General features: G+C 75.1%; 17 protein-coding genes. 9 read left to right on the top strand and 8 right to left on the bottom strand.

Annotated features, from left to right (window positions below; all coding sequences use genetic code 11):
* Nucleotides 1-17 precede the first annotated feature (17 nt).
* Nucleotides 18-386 carry a metallopeptidase family protein gene (locus tag CGE01nite_RS03765; RefSeq protein WP_048342402.1) on the bottom strand — a complete coding sequence of 123 codons (369 nt, stop codon included), beginning with the start codon at nt 384-386 and terminating at the stop codon, nt 18-20.
* A 206-nt stretch (nt 387-592) separates the two neighbouring features.
* Between CGE01nite_RS03765 and CGE01nite_RS03760 the strand changes: the two genes are divergently transcribed.
* The 5 genes from CGE01nite_RS03760 (at nt 593) to CGE01nite_RS03740 (ending at nt 4,033) form a co-directional block, all read left to right on the top strand.
* On the top strand, nt 593-1,003 hold the full coding sequence (locus tag CGE01nite_RS03760; RefSeq protein WP_048342401.1) for a DUF3499 domain-containing protein: 411 nt from the start codon (nt 593-595) through the stop codon (nt 1,001-1,003).
* 60 nt (nt 1,004-1,063) lie between these two features.
* Entirely contained in the window at nt 1,064-1,279 is a 216-nt protein-coding gene (locus CGE01nite_RS03755) for a hypothetical protein (RefSeq protein WP_229747394.1), read from the top strand.
* A gap of 93 nt (nt 1,280-1,372) precedes the next feature.
* Nucleotides 1,373-2,869, top strand: coding sequence for a phosphomannomutase/phosphoglucomutase (locus CGE01nite_RS03750; protein WP_048342399.1), 1,497 nt, complete (start codon nt 1,373-1,375; stop codon nt 2,867-2,869).
* Nucleotides 2,866-3,075, top strand: a complete 210-nt coding sequence (locus tag CGE01nite_RS03745; RefSeq protein ID WP_048342398.1) for a Trm112 family protein — start codon at nt 2,866-2,868, stop codon at nt 3,073-3,075. Before CGE01nite_RS03750 ends, CGE01nite_RS03745 begins: the two co-directional genes overlap by 4 nt.
* A 46-nt stretch (nt 3,076-3,121) precedes the next feature.
* Nucleotides 3,122-4,033: a cation diffusion facilitator family transporter gene (locus tag CGE01nite_RS03740; RefSeq protein WP_048342397.1), complete on the top strand. Its 912-nt coding sequence runs from the start codon at nt 3,122-3,124 to the stop codon at nt 4,031-4,033.
* 31 nt (nt 4,034-4,064) lie between these two features.
* Here CGE01nite_RS03740 and CGE01nite_RS03735 read toward each other — a convergent pair whose 3' ends face one another.
* Nucleotides 4,065-4,883, bottom strand: a complete 819-nt coding sequence (locus CGE01nite_RS03735; protein WP_141369065.1) for an RDD family protein — start codon at nt 4,881-4,883, stop codon at nt 4,065-4,067.
* A 90-nt stretch (nt 4,884-4,973) separates the two neighbouring features.
* Between CGE01nite_RS03735 and CGE01nite_RS03730 the strand changes: the two genes are divergently transcribed.
* Nucleotides 4,974-5,963 carry a stage II sporulation protein M gene (locus tag CGE01nite_RS03730; RefSeq protein WP_048342395.1) on the top strand — a complete coding sequence of 330 codons (990 nt, stop codon included), beginning with the start codon at nt 4,974-4,976 and terminating at the stop codon, nt 5,961-5,963.
* 82 nt (nt 5,964-6,045) lie between these two features.
* Here the strand turns inward: CGE01nite_RS03730 and CGE01nite_RS03725 are convergent, their stop codons facing one another.
* The 5 genes from CGE01nite_RS03725 to CGE01nite_RS03705 form a co-directional block, all read right to left on the bottom strand.
* On the bottom strand, nt 6,046-7,386 hold the full coding sequence (locus CGE01nite_RS03725) for a DUF58 domain-containing protein (RefSeq protein WP_141369063.1): 1,341 nt from the start codon (nt 7,384-7,386) through the stop codon (nt 6,046-6,048).
* 9 nt (nt 7,387-7,395) lie between these two features.
* Nucleotides 7,396-8,436 carry an AAA family ATPase gene (locus CGE01nite_RS03720; RefSeq protein ID WP_218022592.1) on the bottom strand — a complete coding sequence of 347 codons (1,041 nt, stop codon included), beginning with the start codon at nt 8,434-8,436 and terminating at the stop codon, nt 7,396-7,398.
* A gap of 191 nt (nt 8,437-8,627) precedes the next feature.
* Nucleotides 8,628-9,866: a DUF4350 domain-containing protein gene (locus tag CGE01nite_RS03715; RefSeq protein ID WP_229747395.1), complete on the bottom strand. Its 1,239-nt coding sequence runs from the start codon at nt 9,864-9,866 to the stop codon at nt 8,628-8,630.
* Nucleotides 9,863-10,570, bottom strand: a complete 708-nt coding sequence (locus tag CGE01nite_RS03710) for a DUF4129 domain-containing protein (RefSeq protein WP_229747396.1) — start codon at nt 10,568-10,570, stop codon at nt 9,863-9,865. Before CGE01nite_RS03710 ends, CGE01nite_RS03715 begins: the two co-directional genes overlap by 4 nt.
* Nucleotides 10,567-11,877, bottom strand: coding sequence for a DUF7847 domain-containing protein (locus CGE01nite_RS03705; RefSeq protein WP_141369061.1), 1,311 nt, complete (start codon nt 11,875-11,877; stop codon nt 10,567-10,569). The genes CGE01nite_RS03710 and CGE01nite_RS03705 overlap by 4 nt, the downstream gene beginning before the upstream one ends.
* 174 nt (nt 11,878-12,051) lie before the next feature.
* Here CGE01nite_RS03705 and mtrA point away from each other — a divergent pair, with 174 nt between their 5' ends.
* From mtrA to CGE01nite_RS03690, 3 genes are read left to right on the top strand one after another with little or no spacing between them, the layout of a single operon-like run.
* Nucleotides 12,052-12,735 carry an MtrAB system response regulator MtrA gene (mtrA, locus tag CGE01nite_RS03700; protein WP_048341300.1) on the top strand — a complete coding sequence of 228 codons (684 nt, stop codon included), beginning with the start codon at nt 12,052-12,054 and terminating at the stop codon, nt 12,733-12,735.
* Between the two features lie 31 nt (nt 12,736-12,766).
* Complete coding sequence (gene mtrB, locus CGE01nite_RS03695; RefSeq protein ID WP_141369059.1) at nt 12,767-14,473, top strand: MtrAB system histidine kinase MtrB; 1,707 nt, start codon at nt 12,767-12,769, stop codon at nt 14,471-14,473.
* Nucleotides 14,470-16,158 (top strand): LpqB family beta-propeller domain-containing protein, encoded by a 1,689-nt coding sequence (locus CGE01nite_RS03690; RefSeq protein ID WP_141369057.1) that lies wholly within the window; start codon nt 14,470-14,472, stop codon nt 16,156-16,158. Before mtrB ends, CGE01nite_RS03690 begins: the two co-directional genes overlap by 4 nt.
* Here CGE01nite_RS03690 and CGE01nite_RS03685 read toward each other — a convergent pair.
* Complete coding sequence (locus CGE01nite_RS03685; protein WP_141369055.1) at nt 16,146-17,168, bottom strand: PH domain-containing protein; 1,023 nt, start codon at nt 17,166-17,168, stop codon at nt 16,146-16,148. The genes CGE01nite_RS03690 and CGE01nite_RS03685 overlap by 13 nt on opposite strands.
* Between the last annotated feature and the right edge of the window lie 23 nt (nt 17,169-17,191).

The raw sequence follows: 17,191 nt of genomic DNA, 5'->3' as shown, positions 1-17,191 counted from the left end.
AGTCGCGTGGTCGGGCGTCAGCGTCCGTCGTCGCGGTACGTCGGGTCGATGTCCTCGGGGGAGCGGCCGAGCATGTGGGCGACCTGCTCGACGACGACGTCGCGCACGAGGTCCGCGAGGTCGAGCGTGTCGTGCGCGCGCGCCTCGACGGGCCGCCGGTAGACGACGATCCGGGCGGGCAGACCCGCGTCGGCCGGGAAGTACCGGCCCAGCGGGACGCCGCCGCGCTCCCACGGCGCGGGGTTGGACGGCGGGACGTCCTCGACCGCGAACTCGGTCCCCTCGAGCTGGCGGGCCCACCGCCGCTCGAGGTGCTCGACCGCGTCGAGCACGAGGTCGTCGAACCGCTGCGCACGCGTGCGGAACGCGGGCATCGTGGTCGGCATGAGCGGTCCGCGAGGCCCCCGGCCGCGCCGGTCACGGCGGCGGACGGGTCGTACGGACCCGTGGCCCTCGTGCGGGGCCGGGTCGAACCCACGGCGGTCGGGGAGGCCTGCGCTCACCCGGTGCACGATATCCGCTGGGGCGGCGCGTGGGACCGTGCACGGCGTGGACGGCAGCCGGTGTCGCCGACTCGGGGTAGGTTCGCCCCGTGAGATCCGTCCGGCAGTGCTCGCGCACCGCGTGCGGCCGTCCAGCCGTCGCGACGCTGACCTACGTGTACGCGGACTCGACCGCGGTGCTCGGCCCGCTGGCCCAGCACGCCGAGCCGCACTCCTACGACCTGTGCGTCCCGCACGCCGAGCGGCTCACCGCGCCGCGCGGCTGGGAGGTCGTCCGGCTGCTGCCCGAGTTCGAGCCGCTCGCCCCGAGCCGCGACGACCTGCTCGCACTGGCCGACGCGGTCCGTGAGGCCGGGCGCACCCCGGAGCCGGTCGCGGTCACGTCCGCGACCGCCGTGGTCCCGGAGCCCGCCGCACTCGCGGACGCCCCCCGTCGCGGCCACCTCCGGGTGCTGCGCGGCACGGGCCCCGACGTGACCTCGCCTGACGGGGCCGTCTAGGCCGTGGCACGTCGCAGGGGGGATGCGGCCCGGGCACGGGCCGCTGCTCAGCAGGAGTCGTTGGGGTCGATCAGCCAGCCGCAGGGGCCGTTGCCGCCGGGCACCGAGGCGTGCCAGGGCTGCGGCGAGGTCCGGCTGACGCGCATTCGCATGTCGCTGCCCGACGGGCGGGCGGCGACGTTCGTCTCGTGCCCGGCGTGCGAGATCACGAACTGGTTCGCGCTCGACGGTGACGGCACCCCGCTCACCCGCGGCGAGGTCACCGGCACCGGCTGACGAGCGCGGCGCGGCCCGGCTCTGCCGCGACGGCCCACGGAGCGCGCGCCGCCCGACGACGGCAGGTGCGCGCGGTGCGGATACGATGCCGCAGTGAGTGCCGAGCGAGTCGACCTGTCCGCGTTCATCAAGGCCTACGACGTGCGAGGGCTCGTCCCCGAGGAGCTCGACGCGCGCGTCACGCGAGCGATCGGTGCCGCGTTCGCCGACGTCGTGGTGATCCCCGAGACGCCCGCGGGCAGCCGCCCGACCGTGGTGATCGGCAACGACATGCGCCCGTCCGGCCCCGAGCTCGTCGCGGGCTTCGCCGACGGTCTGACCGCGCGCGGCGTCGACGTCGTGACGATCGGGCTGGCGTCCACCGACGGGCTCTACTTCGCCTCGGGCAAGCTCGCCATCCCGGGCGCCATGTTCACCGCGAGCCACAACCCCGCGCAGTACAACGGCATCAAGCTGTGCCGCGCGGGCGCCCGCCCGGTGGGGCAGGACTCGGGCCTCGCCGCGGTGCGTGACCTCGCGGGCGACTACCTGGGCGGCGAGGTGCCGCAGGTCGCCGACGACGAGCGCGGCACCGTCACGTCGCGCGACATGCTGACGGAGTACGCGCAGTTCCTGCGCTCGCTCGTCGACCTGTCGGCGATCCGCCCCCTGAAGGTCGTCGTCGACGCGGGCAACGGCATGGGCGGCTTCACGGCGCCCGCGGTGCTCGGCACGGGCGCGGGCCTGCCCGCGCTGCCGCTCGAGGTGGTGCCGCTGTACTTCGAGCTCGACGGCACGTTCCCGAACCACGAGGCCAACCCGCTCGAGCCCGCGAACCTCGTCGACCTGCAGCGCGCGGTCGTCGAGCACGGGGCCGACATCGGCCTGGCGTTCGACGGCGACGCGGATCGCTGCTTCGTCGTCGACGAGAACGGCGACCCGGTCTCCCCGTCGGCCATCACCGCGCTCGTCGGGCTCCGCGAGGCCGCGCGTGAGCAGGCGGCCGGACGCACCCCGACCGTGATCCACAACCTCATCTCGTCGCGCGTCGTGCCGGACCTGCTGCAGGCCGCGGGTGCGCGGACCGTCCGCACGCGCGTCGGGCACTCGTTCATCAAGGACCAGATGGCCGAGCACGACGCGGTGTTCGGCGGCGAGCACAGCGCGCACTACTACTTCCGGGACTTCTTCTTCGCCGACACGGGCATGCTGGCGGCGCTGCACGTCCTGGCGGCGCTCGGCGGTCAGCCGCACCCGCTGTCGGCACTGTCCGACGCGTACCAGCCGTACGTGGCCTCGGGCGAGATCAACTCGCGCGTCTCATCGGTCCCCGACGCGCGCGGACGCGTCGTCGAGGCGTACGTGACGCAGCAGGGCGCGGGTCCCGTCGAGGTCGACGAGCTCGACGGCCTGACGGTCTCGCACTGGGACTCCCACCCGCAGTGGTGGTTCAACCTGCGTGCGTCGAACACCGAGCCGCTGCTGCGGCTCAACGTCGAGGCGGCCGACGAGGACATCATGATCAAGGTGCGCGACGACGTGCTGTCGCTGGTCCGCCAGGGCGAGCCGGAGTACGCGAGCGCGTCCGACGAGGCGGGAGCCACGGCATGAGCGACGACCTGACGGCGGTCCCCGGCGGCCTCGAGTCCTGGGCGCGCGAGCTGCTGCGCTGCCCGGTGACGGGTGCGACCCTGGTCGACGGGACCGACGACGAGGGCAACCCGGTCCTCGTCTCGACCGACCCCGAGCGTCCGCTGCGCTACCCCGTGCGCGACGGCATCCCGGTGCTCCTGGAGTCGGCGGCCACACCCGCCTGAGCGCCGCTAGGGTGTGCGCGGACCTGACGGAGAGGGGATCGGGCGCATGGCGCACTCGGGCGGCAACAAGGCGATCGTCGCGGCACTCGCGGCCAACCTGGGCATCGCGGTCACGAAGTTCATCGCATACCTGCTGACGCACTCGAGCTCGATGCTCGCGGAGGCGGTGCACTCCCTGGCCGACTCGGGCAACCAGGTCCTGCTGCTGGTCGGCGGCAAGCGCGCCCGCCGCGCGGCTGACGAGGAGCACCCCTTCGGGTACGGACGTGAGCGCTACCTGTACGCGTTCATCGTCTCGATCGTGCTGTTCTCGCTCGGTGGGTTGTTCGCGCTGTACGAGGCGTGGCACAAGTGGGCCGACCCGCACCCGATCGAGTCGTGGCACTGGGTGCCCGTCGTGGTGCTGGTCGTCGCGATCGGGCTCGAGTCCTTCTCGTTCCGCACCGCGATCCACGAGTCGAACCAGGTGCGCGGCACGCAGTCGTGGGTGCAGTTCATCCGGACGGCCAAGGCACCCGAGCTGCCCGTGGTGCTGCTCGAGGACTTCGGCGCGCTGATCGGCCTCGTGCTCGCGCTGTTCGGCGTGAGCCTGACCCTGGCGACCGACGACGGGCGCTGGGACGCGGTCGGCACCGCGGGCATCGGCGTGCTGCTCGTCGTGATCGCGGTCGTGCTCGCCATGGAGACGCGGTCGCTGCTCCTCGGGGAGTCGGCGACCAAGGAGTCCGTGGGCCGGATCCGCGGCGCGCTGGTCGGGGAGGGCGTCGCGTCCGTCATCCACCTGCGCACGCTGCACCTGGGCCCGGAGGAGATCCTCGTCGCGGCGAAGATCGAGGTGCCCGCCGCGGTCTCCGCGGCCGACGTCGCCCGGGCGATCGACGACGCCGAGGCGCGCGTGCGCGCGGCCGAGCCGAGCGCGACCGTGATCTACCTCGAACCCGACCTGCGGCGCGAGTAGGGCGTCACGCCCGTCGGACGAGCCGCGCGACTCACGACGGCGGGTCGAGGACTCCGTGCGGGAGGCGGTGCAGCAGCACGGCCTCCTGGTCGCGGCGCACGCTCGCGCGCTGCTCGGCGACGAGCTCACGGTCGCGGCGCTCGGCGAGCACCGCGGCGAGGAACGCCTCGGGGTGCGTGCCGGGGGCCGGCAGCGGCCGGACGTAGCGCTGGACCTCGTGGGTCAGGCGCGTCCCGAGCTCGACGCGCGAGCCGGGGTGCAGGCGCGTCGCCCGTCCCAGGAACTGCCGCACGGACAGCGCCAGGCCGTCGGGCAGACGCGCGATGTCCGCCGTGCGCGCCCAGACGGCGAGGTGCGGCGGCATGACGAGCGGCGCCCGTCCCCCCGCCCCGCCGCGCACCCGCACGGCGTACGTCCCGGCGAGGATGTCGCCCACGCGCTTGCCCTGGGGGTGCACGAGCGAGCAGATCAGCGCGACCGACCCGAACGTGAGCCACAGCTCGACCACGCCGACGAGCGCGCGCACGAACGCCTGGCGGAACACGATCGGTCCGCCGTCGTCGCGCACCACGCGGATACCGACAGCGAGCTTGCCGAGCGTGCGGCCGCGCGTCAGGGTGTCCACGGTCGTGGGCAGCACGATCAGCACGAACGCGATCGCGACGGTGCCTCCCACGTCGGCGACGGCCTCGGGCACGCCGATCCGCGCGACGTTGGTGAGCAGGATGGCCACGAGCAGCAGCACGGCCACGAGCACCGCCAGGTCGATCAGCGCGCCCAGCATCCGCGAGATCGCCGACGCCGGCCGGGCGTCGAGCTCGACGCCCTCACCGATGACGATGGTGTCCACGGTCCTCCTCGTCGTCCGTCCGGTGCTCGCGCGGCGTGGCGACGCCGCGACCGCACCCTAGCCGGTCGGCGGGGATGGCAGGCTGAGCGCATGGACCTCGACGCGTACCAGGCGGTGCACTCGGCGTCGTGGCAGCGCCTCGACGAGCTGATCCGTACTCGGCGGCGCACGGGTGCCGAGGCCGACGAGCTCGTGCGCCTCTACCAGGCCGCCGCGACCGACCTGTCGACCATCCGGTCGGCCGCCCCCGACCCTGAGACCGTGACGCGCCTGTCGCAGCTCGTCGCACGCGCGCGTGCGGCGATCGCCGGGACCCACGAGCCCTCGTGGCGCGACGCCGTCCGGTTCGTCGTGGTGACCGTTCCCGCGGCGTTCTACCGGCTCCGCTGGTGGACGGTCGCGGTGATGGTCGCGTTCCTCGCGGTGGCGGTGGTGGCCGGGGTCTGGGTCGCGACGAACCCCGACGCGCTCGCCGCGATGGGCACGCCCGCCGAGCAGCGCGAGTACGTCGACAACGCGTTCGCGTCGTACTACGACCCCGGCATCGGCTTCGCCGCGACCGTCTGGACGCACAACGCGTTGCTCGCTGCGCTGTGCGTCGGGACGGGCGTGACCGGGATCGGCCCGGTGTACTTCCTGTGGTCCAACGCGGTCGCGATCGGGAACATCGGCGGCATGATGGCGGCGCACGACGCGCTCGACGTGTTCCTCACGCTGATCGCGCCCCACGGCCTGCTCGAGCTCACGGCGGTGTTCGTCGCGGGTGCGGCCGGGCTCAAGGTCTTCTGGGCGTGGCTGGCGCCGGGTCCGCGCACGCGCGGCCGCGCGCTCGCCCAGGAGGCGCGTGCACTGTTCACCGCAGCGATCGGGCTCGTGGGCGTGCTCGCGCTGTCGGGGCTCGTCGAGGGGTTCGTCACCGGGTCCGGGCTGGTGTGGTGGGTCAAGATCGTCATCGGCGCGCTCGCGCTCGCGGCGTTCTGGGCCTACACCCTCGTGCTCGGCGGCCGCGCGGTGCGGGCGGGCGCGACGGGCGACCTGGAGGACGACCGCGCGGGCTACGCCCTGGCCACCGCCGGCTGAGCACCCGCCCGGCTGAGCCCGCCCTGCGTGAGCACCCGCCCTGCGTGAGCACGCGCCCTGGCGAGCACCCCGCCGCGACGGGTCAGAGGCGTCCGGCGGCCTTGAGCGCGAGGTAGGTGTCGGCGAGGCGGGGTGCGAGCTCGTCGGGCAGCCCTTCGACCACCTCGACCCCGCGCTGCCGCAGGCGAGCGGCCACGGCGGCGCGCTCGAGCGCGCCGCGCTCGGCAGCGGCCGCGTCGAACACCTCGGTCGCGTCCTGGCGTCGGCGGGCCAGCGCCGCGACCTCGGGGTCGATCACCGAGGCGAGGACGACCTGGTGCCGATCGGCCAGCCCCGGGACGACGTCGAGCAGCCCGTGCTCGACCACCGCCGGCTCGAGCGCCGTGACCAGGACGACGAGCGCGCGCTGCGACATCCGGGCGCGCACCTGCGCCACGACTCCCGGCCAGTCGGTCTCGACGAGCTCGGGCCGGGCCACCGCGAGCTGGTCGGCGAGCTCGGGCATGAGCCGGGGACCGGAGGCGCCGGCGACCCGCGCCCGCACGCGCCGGTCGTACGCGAGCAGCTCGACGCGGTCGCCCGCGTGCTGCGCGAGCGCCGCGAGCAGCAGCGCCGCCTCGATCCCGGCGTCGAGCCGCGGCTCGTCCTGGACCCGTACGGCTGACGTCCGGCCCGTGTCGAGCACGATCATCACGCGCCGGTCCCGCTCGGGCCGCCACGTGCGCACCACGACGTCGGCGCGCCGGGCCGTCGCGCGCCAGTCGATCGAGCGCACGTCGTCACCGATCACGTACTCCCGCAGCGAGTCGAACTCGGTGCCCGCGCCACGCACCTGCACCGCTGCGCGACCGTCGAGCTCGCGCAGCCGGGCCAGCCGCGAGGGCAGGTGCCGCCGCGACCGGAACGGGGGCAGCACGCGCAGGCGCGCGGGCACCGTCACGGACGCCTGGCGTGCGGCGAGGCCCAGCGGCCCGAACGCTCGGATCGTCACGCGGTCCGCGTGCAGGTCCCCGCGGCGCGTCGGCCGCAGCGCGGTGCGGACGCGCCGCGCCTCGCCCGGCGCGAGCGTCACGTCGTGGCGGTCGGGATGCGTGCGCGCGGCGGCGTCGGTACCGGGCGTCAGCCCTGCGGCGGCCAGCACTCCGGCCGACGGCGGCCACGCGTCGCGCACGCGCGCCCGCAGCCGACGACGGCCCACGTTCGTGAGCGTCACCGTGCAGGTCGCGGGCTCGTCCAGCCGCACCGACGCGGGCACGGCGCGTGCGACGGCGACCTGCCGCGGGGAGGCGGCCAACGCCGCGTCGACAGCGCACGCGAGCGCGACGAACACCGCCCACACGATCACGGTCCCGGTGAGCGGGACGAGCAGGACCACGGGGATCCCGAGCGCGGCGAGCAGCACGGCCCGCCAGGTCAGCGCCACGGCGGCCCGTCAGCGGGGGACGGGGACCGAGGCGAGGACCGTGTCCAGCACCGTCTCGGCCGTGACGCCCTCGAGCTCGGCCTCGGCGCGCAGCTGCACGCGGTGCCGCAACGTCGGGTGCGCGAGCGCCTTGACGTCGTCGGGCGTCACGTATCCCCGGCCCGAGAGCCAGGCCCAGGCGCGCGCGGTCGCGAGCAGCGCGGTCGCCCCACGTGGCGAGACGCCCAACGACAGCGACGGGGACTGGCGCGTGCCGCGGCACACGTCGACGGCGTAGCCGAGCACCTCACGCGCGACCTGCACGCGCGCGACCTCGGCCCGTGCGCGCTCGAGCATCGCGCGGTCGGCCACGGGTCGCACGCCCGCCGCGGCGAGGTTGCGCGGGTCGAACCCGGAGGCGTGCCGGGCGAGCACCTCGACCTCGTCCTCACGCTCCGGCAGCGGGAGCGTGAGCTTGAGCAGGAAGCGGTCGAGCTGCGCCTCGGGCAGCGGGTACGTGCCCTCGTACTCGACAGGGTTCTGCGTCGCGATCACGAGGAACGGGTCCGGCAGCGGCCGCGGGAGGCCGTCGACCGACACCTGACGCTCCTCCATGGCCTCGAGCAGCGACGCCTGGGTCTTCGGGGGCGTGCGGTTGATCTCGTCCGCGAGCAGCAGGTTCGTGAAGACCGGGCCCTCACGGAACGAGAACTCCGCGGTGCGCGCGTCGTACACGAGCGAGCCGGTGACGTCGCCGGGCATGAGGTCCGGCGTGAACTGCACGCGCTTGGTGTCGAGGTCGAGGCTCGCGGCGAGCGTGCGCACGAGCAGCGTCTTCGCGACGCCGGGGACGCCCTCGAGGAGCACGTGGCCGCGGCACAGCAACGCGATGACCAGGCCGGAGACGGCGGCGTCCTGGCCGACGACGGCCTTGGCCACCTCGGCGCGCACGCCGGCGAGCGCGCGGCGCAGCTCGGCGCTGGGCGTCGGTGTGGCGCTCGCCGGGGGCGTGCCATAGGGCGACGGTGCGGCCGCGGCAGCCGGCGGCGTCGGACCCTGCGCACCGGCCACCGGCGCAGGGACGGGTGCAGGCGGAGGGACCGGCGCGGGCGTCGCAGGGACGGACGCCGGCGCGGGCGCCGGCGCGGGCGCCGGCGCGGCCGCCTGCACCGCGGGCGCGGCGTCGGGTGCGGGGGCCGGCGGCACCGGGGCGGGCGCCGGTGGCGAACCCGCCGGGTTCGGGGGCACGGTGGCGTCGTCGGTCACGATCGGTGAACCTCGCTCTCCAGGTCGTCCAGGTACGCGGCCAGGCGAGCCAGGCCGGGGTCGTCGTGCGGTGGTGGTCCGTACAGCAGGTCGGCGACGGCGCGCGGGTCGCGTCCGATCGCGTGGGCGATGGCGTCGACGAGCTCGGTGGCGCCCGCGGATCGCGGCAGCCCGAGGCGCGAGGCGCACCGGGCCGCGGCCGCCGCGCGCAGCGCCGCCGCGGCGTGGCCGTGCGCGCGTGCCCGGCGGTAGAGCCGCCCGCGGCCGCGCGTGGTCTCGCCCGAGCGGACGACGACGGGCAGCGGCTCGACCACGAGCGGTCCGAACCGACGTCCGCGCCACACCGCCGCGACGAGCCCGACGAGCCCGAGCATCAGCATCAGCGGGCCGGTCCACGGCGGCATCGTCGAGGAGAGCGACTCGTCGTCCGGCGTCGTGCCGTTCCACGGGTCCTGCCAGGACGGGATGTACCAGACGAGGTGCTCGCTGCGGCCGAGCACACGCAGCGCGAGAGCGGCGTTGCCCGCCTCGGCGAGCGAGTGGTTGGTGAGCGGCAGCGCGCTCGCGAGCACCGCGACGCGCCGGCCGTCGACCTGCGTGACGACGTACGCGCCGGTGCCGTCGGCGCCGTCCGCGGGCGGGAAGCACACGGTCGCGCCGGGCGGGCCGGACAGCGTGCCGGGGGAGACGATCTCGCCGGCCGCGCGTGCGTCCGGGTCGGCGCACGAGGCGGGTCGAGGCTCGTCGCCCGGGGCGCCGCCGGAGCCGTCCACCCCGGCGACGGCGGACGACGCCCACGGCGCGTCGACGAGCACGAGGTCGGCGTCCAGCTCGCGCAGGGCCTCGATCTGGGGATCCCCGAGGGCGGTGTCGCCGAGCACGGCGACCGTGACCCCGGCAGCGTCCGCCGCGAGCACGTCGGCGAACCGGCGGGTGTACTCGACGTCGACGCCGTTCCGGCCGAGGATCTGCGCCACCGCACGGGCACCCGTGGGCTGCGGGTTGTCCGGTGCGAGCGGGGTGACCGACGTGCGCGGCTCGGGCAGCGCGGCGAGCAGGCCGATGACGACGAGGATCGCGCCGATGACCAGCGGCAGCCGCGCGCGCCGCCAGCGCCGCGAGGCTCGCGAGCGTGCCGTGGTGCCGTCGCCGACGACGCCGGGCGGCCCGTCGGGCGAGTCGGGCAAGGGCGTCGCCGCTCGCCCGACGGGCCCCGTCGTGGTGGTCGTCGTCATCGCGGGACCGCCTGGACGTGCTCGAGGCGCACCGCCGTGTCGCTCGGCCGCGCGGCGCCGAGCGCGACGACCAGCTCGCGCAGGCGCGCGTCGTCCGCCTCGCTCGCGGACCGGCCGCCGTAGGCGACGTCGTCGAAGAGCGCGCCCGCGGCGACCAGCTCGGGGGCGACGCCGGGCAGGCGCGCGCCGGCCTCGAGCGTCGCCTCGTGCGCCGTCCGGCCGGGCCGCTCGTCGAGCACCGCCCGCTCCTCGAGGTCGCGCACGACCGACCGGAACCGCTCGAGCACCGCGGTGTCCCAGTCGCCCGCGCGTGCCGCGGCGTCGGCTGCCGCACGCAGCTGGGCGGCCGTCCGCGCGTCGTCGTGCGCGAGCACGGCCCGCGCGGCGGACGCGCGCCCGCTGCGCACCGGACCGGCCACCCACCAGGCGATGAGCAGCGCGATGACGATCGCGCCGCCGACCACGACGGCGATCATCGGGCCGTCGAGGTGGACGCGGCCCTGGACGTCCTGGAACTGCCTCAGGAACCAGTCGAGCAGGCGTTCCAGGATCGAGCGCTGATCGGAGTACTCGGGACGCGAGAGCTCCTCGAGCGCCCAGCGCCGCGCCGTCTCGGCATCGGGCGCCACGGGCGGCTCGGCGCGCGCGACGACGGCCCGCACGACGTCGGTGACCGTGCGGGCGACGAGTGCCGCAGAGGTCACCTGGTCTGCTCCGCGGCGCGCGCGAGCTCGATGTCCAGGCCCTCGCGGCGCATGCGCGTGTCGATGTAGAGCAGCGCGACGACCGACGACATGAACACGGTCGTCAGCGTGAGCGCGAGGATCTCGCCGACCGACGTCGCCGCGATCGCCCCGAAGCTCAGCACGTCGGTGCTCGGCACGACGAACATGAGCACGAGCGTCACGGGGTACTGGATGATCTGCGCGACGATGCCGACGATCACGCTCAGCAGCAGGTAGATGCCGAACAGGCGCCAGAAGCTGCCCCGCGTCAGCCGCCATGCCCGCGCGACGGTCGGCCAGAACCTGCGCTCCTCGAGCATGAGCGCGGCGGGGACGAGCAGCGTGCGGACCGAGACCCACACACTGACGACGACGACCACCACGACCGCGGCCACGACGTAGAGCGCGAACAGCCCCCAGCTCTCGGTGCGGGCGATCAGCACCCCCACGGTCACGAGCGCGCCGAGTGCGAGCGCGCTCGCCACCCCGATGAGCAGCGTGAAGCCGACGACGTGCCAGACGCGGCCCGAGCGGAGCACCTCGGAGATCGTGACCTTGCGGCCGATCACCGAGCGGCTGACCGACACGATGAGCAGGCCCGTGAGCACGGTCGACGCGAGCGCGGAGACGGGCAGCGCGACGAGCTGCGCGAAGCTCGCACCCAGGAGCGACGAGGACTCGCTGTCGAACCCTTCGCCCTGCAGCGACTGCTCGTCGAGCCACGTGGTGAGCTCGCCGGACAGCAGGCCGCCGATGTACCACGTGAGCACGGCCTTGAGCAGGACGGCGACCGCGATGACCATCAGAGAGAGGCCGAACATGACGGTCGGGTTCGCTCGCACCGCGCGGAACGCGCCGTCGAGGATCTCGCCCAGGTTGAGCGGCCGCAGCGGGATGATCCCCGGCCGAGCCGCGGGGGCCTGCCAGGCCCCGGGGCCGTACCCGGGCGCCGCGGGCCCGTACCCGGCGGGCGGGTAGGGCGCCTGCCCGTACGCGGGCTCTCCGTACGGCTGCTGGGGGTAGGGCTGCTGCGGGTACGGCGGCTGCTGGCCGTACGGCGCCGGCGGCTGGTCGACGGGCCGGTCGACGGGCTGGTCGCTCGGCTGCTGACCCGCGTACGGCGGGGTCGGGACGGTGCCCCACGAGGTCGGGGCCGCCGGCGGTGCCGCGGGCGGCTGGTCGGCCGGGGCCAGCGGCTGGTCCGGCTGCGCGGGGCGGGCGGGGGGCGTGGCCGCGCCGGGCGCAGCCCACGTCGGCGTCTGGTCGGCGTCCTGCGGGCCCGTCATCGTGGCGTGGCTCCCTCGCGTCCGGGCCGGGCGCGCGCCCGGGCCTGCCTGCGCACCCGGCGGGGCCGAGCGCGCCCTCATCGTGCCACGCCGCAGGTCGTCGGCCGGTAGTTCCACCCGGTCGCGCGCGCGGCTTCGCCCGGAGTGCACGGCGGACGGTGCGACAATGCCGCCATGAAGGGACGTGTGCTGGTGGTCGACGACGACATCGCGCTCGCCGAGATGATCGGCATCGTGCTGCGGTCGGAGGGGTTCGACCCGGTCTTCTGCGAGGACGGCGACGAGGCGCTGGGCGTGTTCCGGCAGACCCAGCCGGACCTCGTCCTGCTCGACCTCATGCTGCCGGGCAAGGACGGCAACGAGGTGTGCCGACTGATCCGCGCCGAGTCCGGGGTCCCGATCGTCATGCTCACGGCCAAGAGCGACACCGTGGACGTCGTGCTCGGCCTCGAGTCGGGCGCCGACGACTACATCTCGAAGCCGTTCAAGCCCAAGGAGCTCGTCGCCCGCGTCCGTGCGCGCCTGCGTCGGACCGACGAGCCCGCGCCCGAGCACCTGACGATCGGCGACGTCACGATCGACGTCCCGGGGCACCGGGTCGAGCGCGGCGGCCGTCCGGTCTCGCTCACGCCGCTCGAGTTCGACCTGCTCGTCGCGCTCGCGCGCAAGCCGTGGCAGGTGTTCACGCGCGAGGTCCTGCTCGAGAAGGTGTGGGGCTACCGGCACGCCGCCGACACGCGGCTGGTGAACGTCCACGTGCAGCGGCTGCGCAGCAAGATCGAGAACGACCCGGAGCAGCCGGAGATCGTCGTGACCGTGCGCGGAGTCGGTTACAAGGCGGGCGTGACGCCCACGTGACGCTCGTCGTACCCGCCGGGGGGTGCCCGCGGTGCCGCGGCTGAAGGGGACCGGGCGCCTGGTACGGGCGCGAGCCGGGCGCCGGTTGCGGCGCTGGGCGCACGCGTGGCGCTCGTCGCTGCAGGTCCGCGTCATCACGACGACGCTCGCGATGGGCCTCGTCGCGCTCGGCGCGATCGGGCTGTACGTCGGCGACCGCATGAAGGACGGCCTGTTCACCGGGCGCGTCGAGCAGCTGCTGCTCGAGAGCGCGCGCGGCACCAGCCAGGCGCAGAAGACGTTCGACTCGTCGAACGCGCAGACCGCGCCCGACGTCCAGCGCCTCCTGCAGGACGTCGCCACGGTGCAGGGCTCGGGCGGTGCGGGCGAGCGCGAGGTGTTCCTGCTGCGCGCGCCGGGGGAGTCGTCGGCGGACTCCGTCGGCAACGCCGCGTCCGCGCGCGTGCTGATCCCGTTGGTCAGCCCCGAGCTGCAGCGGGCCACGGCCGAGGGCGGCCAGCGCTGGCAGTCCGTCGCGTGGGAGGTGAACGGTCGCGTCGAGCCCGCCGTCATGGTCGGCCAGGACGTCAACGTGCCGTTCGCGGGGACCTACCAGCTCTTCTTCCTCTACAGCCTGCAGGCCGAGCAGGACCGGCTCGACTTCCTGCTGCGCACGCTCGCGGCGGCGGCCGTCGCGCTCGTCGCGCTGCTCGGCGGGATGACGTGGCTCGTGACGCGCCAGGCGGTGCGCCCCGTGCGTCGTGCCGCGGAGGTCGCCGAGCGCCTCGCCGACGGTCACCTCGCCGAACGCATGCCGGTGCGGGGCGAGGACGAGATGGCCACGCTCGCGAGCTCGTTCAACGAGATGGCCGCGAGCCTGCAGGACCAGATCCGCCGCATGGAGGAGCTGTCGGCGCTGCAGCGCCGGTTCGTCTCCGACGTGTCGCACGAGCTGCGCACGCCGCTGACGACGATCCGGATGGCCGGCGAGGTCATCCACGCGTCGCGCGACGACTTCGACCCCGCGGTCAAGCGGTCGGCCGAGCTCCTCGCCACGCAGCTCGACCGGTTCGAGGACCTGCTCGCCGACCTGCTCGAGATCAGCCGGTTCGACGCGGGCGCCGCCGTCCTGGACGCCGACTCGCGCGACGTGCGCGACGTGGTGCTGGCCGCCGTGGAGCACACGTTCCCGCTCGCGGGGCGTCGCGGCTCGTGGCTGAGCGTCGAGCTGGCGCAGTCCGAGTGCATCGCGGACATCGACCCGAGGCGCGTCGAACGCATCCTGCGCAACCTGCTCGTCAACGCGATCGAGCACGCCGAGGGCAGCACCGTGCAGGTCACGGTCGGTGCGGACCGGTACGCCGTCGCGGTCACGGTCCGCGACCACGGCGTCGGCATGACCGCCGAGGAGGCGCTGCACGTCTTCGACCGCTTCTGGCGCGCCGACCCCGCACGCGCGCGCACCACGGGCGGCACGGGCCTAGGGCTGGCGATCTCGCTCGAGGACGCCCACCTGCACGGCGGCTGGCTCGAGGCGTGGGGCAGGCCCGGTCGCGGCGCGTGCTTCCGCCTCACGCTGCCGCGCCGCGCGGGCATCCGGCTGACGGACTCGCCGTTGCCCCTCGTGCCCGACGAGCCCGCGCCGCCCGACCCCGTGACCCAGGTCGTCACCCGCTCGCGCACCGACCCCGCGGCGCTGCCCGACCTCGTCGACGAGCAGCACCCTCCCGACACCCACCAGCGCCAGGAGGTCCGATGAGCACGCCCCGGTCCGGCAGCCGGGCCGCACGCTCGCGGCGTCCGGCGCGCCTCGCGGCGTCCGGGCTGGCCGCGCTCGTCGTGCTCGCGCTCGCGGCGTGCACCTCGATCCCGACGTCCGGCGCGGTACGCGAGGGCGACGGGACGGTGACCGAGAACGGCGACATCGACGTGCTCGCCGAGGGCCCGCGCCCCGGCGCCACGCCGCAGCAGATCGTCGAGGGCTTCCAGCTCGCGGGCGCGGCCGGGTTCGACAGCGAGTTCGCGACCGCGCGGGAGTTCCTCACCGGTCCGGTGAAGCGCACGTGGGAGCCGCTGACCGAGGTCCTCGTCGCGGAGGCGCCGGTCGTCGTCGACACGAGGTCCCGTTCCGTGACCGCGACCGTCCCCCTGGCGGCCCGCGTGGACGCCGACGGGCGCTACACCGAGGCCCCGCAGGGCGCGGACACGGCGGTCACCTACGACCTCGTGCGCGTCCAGGGTGAGTGGCGCATCTCGCTGGCGCCCGACGGGCTCGTGCTGTCCGCGGCGTCCTTCGACAAGCAGTTCCGGTCCACGCCGCTGTACTTCCTGTCCGCGGACGGGGAGTCGCTCGTCCCCGACACCCGCTGGTTCCCCGCGCACAACCTGCAGACCTGGGTCGCGCGCGCTCTGCTCGTCGGCCCGTCGCCGTGGTTGCGCGACGCCGTCACGACGGCGATCCCCGAGGGAGTGCAGCTCCAGGCGGGGACGGTCGTCATCGACGTCTCGGGCTCGGCGCTCGTCCCGCTCGACCCGGCCAACACCCTGCTCAAGGCCGACACGGCGAGCATCGTCGCGCAGTTCGAGGCCTCGCTGATCCAGGTCGCCGGGGTGCGCCGGGTCAAGGTCACGGCCGGTGCGGTGCCGCTCGTCGAGCAGCGGGAGATCCCGCGCGGCGGCCTGCCCGACGGCCCGGTCGAGATGATCCAGGACGACCAGCTCGTCGCGCTCGGTGAGGACGGCCTCACGGCGGTCGACGGGATCGCGCCGCTACCGGCGGGCTCGCGGGCGCTCGCGCGCGACGAGAAGGGTGACCTGCGCGTCATGCTCGACGCGGGCGGCTCGCTCGTGACCGTGCCGCGCGTCGACGCCGAGTCCCGGGTGCTCGTGCCGGGGCCTGCGCTCGTCGCGCCGTCCGTGGACCGGCTCGGCTGGGTGTGGACGGCACGGGCGGGTGAGGGCGTGATCGCGGTCAAGGACGGCGAGGACCCGCTCGTGGTGCCCGCCGAGTGGCTCGAGGGCCGCACGACGGTCGCCGTGCGGATGGCCCGCGACGCGACCCGGCTCGCCGTGGTGTCCCGCGGGGCCGACGGCGTGTGGGTCAACGTGTTCCCGGTCGTGCGCGACGCGCAGGGGACGCCGCAGAAGCTCGGCGAGCCCGTGCGCGTCGGCGCGGTCCTCGAGGACGCGACCGAGGTCGTCTGGCTCGACGAGTCCGTGCTCGGCGTGGTCGGGCGCAGCGACGGCGAGACGCTCCTGGTGCACCGCGTGCCCGTGTTCGGTCCGACGACCGCCGAGCCCGAGGTGCCGGACGTCGAGGCGCTCGCGGGCGGTCGGGTCGTCTACCTCACGACCACCGACGGCGTGCTGCACAAGCTGGTCGGCACGACGTGGGCCACGGTGGCCGACGTCGAGGGCGTGCGCGACCCGAGCTACCCCGGCTGATCCGCCCGCGGCTCGCGCGGCTCCTGTCGGTCGTCGGTGTCGTCTGCGGTGTCCGGGTCGTGCCGGGCACCGTGGAGGTCGACGAACCGCGCGGTCGGCTCCGAGACGTACCAGGACGGCTCGTGCGACTCGTCCTCGTCCGTGCCGGGCGGGACGGGGGCGACGGGTCCGACGGGTGCGACGCGTGCGGCGTCGGTCGTGGCACGCCGCGAAACCCGCAGCGGCTGGGTGTCGTCCGGGTCGAACGGGTGGTCGCGCGTCGGCCACACGACGAGGGGCTCGGCCCAGCGGTCGGCGGTGACCGCGAGCCGTCCGCCACCGCTCGGCCGTGCCGGCACGACCGCGGGCGGGACCGAGCCGGGCGGGACCGAACCGGGTGGGGCTGAGCCGGGTGGGACCGAGCCGGGTGGGCCGTCCGGGCGCGAACCATCGGGACGCGGGCGCGGTCGCGTGGGCGGACCCGCGTCGTCCTCGCCGTCCGACGGCGGCATGTCCGCTGGCGTGAAGATCAGCGCGCACAGGTCGCGGTAGGTGGCGTCGGGACGTGCGACCCAGTTGATCTGGCGCAGCGCCTGGTCCTGCCCGGCGGACTCCAGCAGGAACTGCCCGTAGCCGAGCACCTGGCCCAGCACCGACCGCGAGTACCGCATGTCCGTGACCTTCATCAGCGGCATCATGCCGATCTGGTGGGTCACGAGGCCCGTGAGCAGCAGCATCCGCTTGTCGGTCGCGACGAACCACTCGACGCGCCACACCAGCAGCAGCCAGCCGAACCGCAGCAGCGCCGCCACCCACAACCACCACACCACGAGCGCCCGGTCGCCGAGCGACGACTGCAGGACGTAGGTCAGCCACCCGCACACGCAGAACACGACGGACGCCGTCACCGCGGGCTCGACGAGCTTGGCCCAGTGCCAGCGGGCCGCCAGCACGACGCGCTCGCCGGGCAGGACGTACCGGCGCAGCAGCCGGTGGGTCATGACGATGCGCGTGGCGTCGTCCGTCGTCACGTCGTCACCTCCCGTCCGCGTGA

Origin of the sequence: Cellulomonas gelida, assembly GCF_006538725.1 — a bacterium.
In the GTDB taxonomy this organism is placed as follows: domain Bacteria; phylum Actinomycetota; class Actinomycetes; order Actinomycetales; family Cellulomonadaceae; genus Cellulomonas; species Cellulomonas gelida.
The sequence above is the reverse complement of the archived record's forward strand: the minus strand, read 5'-3'. Positions and strand labels throughout refer to the sequence as shown.

What these genes read in the sequence shown, in the direction of transcription:
- CGE01nite_RS03765 (WP_048342402.1), bottom strand. Translation starts at nt 386, where the DNA reads ATGCCGACCACGATGCCCGCGTTCCGCACGCGTGCGCAGCGGTTCGAC.
- CGE01nite_RS03705 (WP_141369061.1), bottom strand. Translation starts at nt 11,877, where the DNA reads ATGACGGGCCCGCAGGACGCCGACCAGACGCCGACGTGGGCTGCGCCC.
- CGE01nite_RS03715 (WP_229747395.1), bottom strand. Translation starts at nt 9,866, where the DNA reads ATGACGACGACCACCACGACGGGGCCCGTCGGGCGAGCGGCGACGCCC.
- CGE01nite_RS03740 (WP_048342397.1), top strand. Translation starts at nt 3,122, where the DNA reads ATGGCGCACTCGGGCGGCAACAAGGCGATCGTCGCGGCACTCGCGGCC.
- CGE01nite_RS03690 (WP_141369057.1), top strand. Translation starts at nt 14,470, where the DNA reads ATGAGCACGCCCCGGTCCGGCAGCCGGGCCGCACGCTCGCGGCGTCCG.
- mtrA (WP_048341300.1), top strand. Translation starts at nt 12,052, where the DNA reads ATGAAGGGACGTGTGCTGGTGGTCGACGACGACATCGCGCTCGCCGAG.
- CGE01nite_RS03730 (WP_048342395.1), top strand. Translation starts at nt 4,974, where the DNA reads ATGGACCTCGACGCGTACCAGGCGGTGCACTCGGCGTCGTGGCAGCGC.
- CGE01nite_RS03745 (WP_048342398.1), top strand. Translation starts at nt 2,866, where the DNA reads ATGAGCGACGACCTGACGGCGGTCCCCGGCGGCCTCGAGTCCTGGGCG.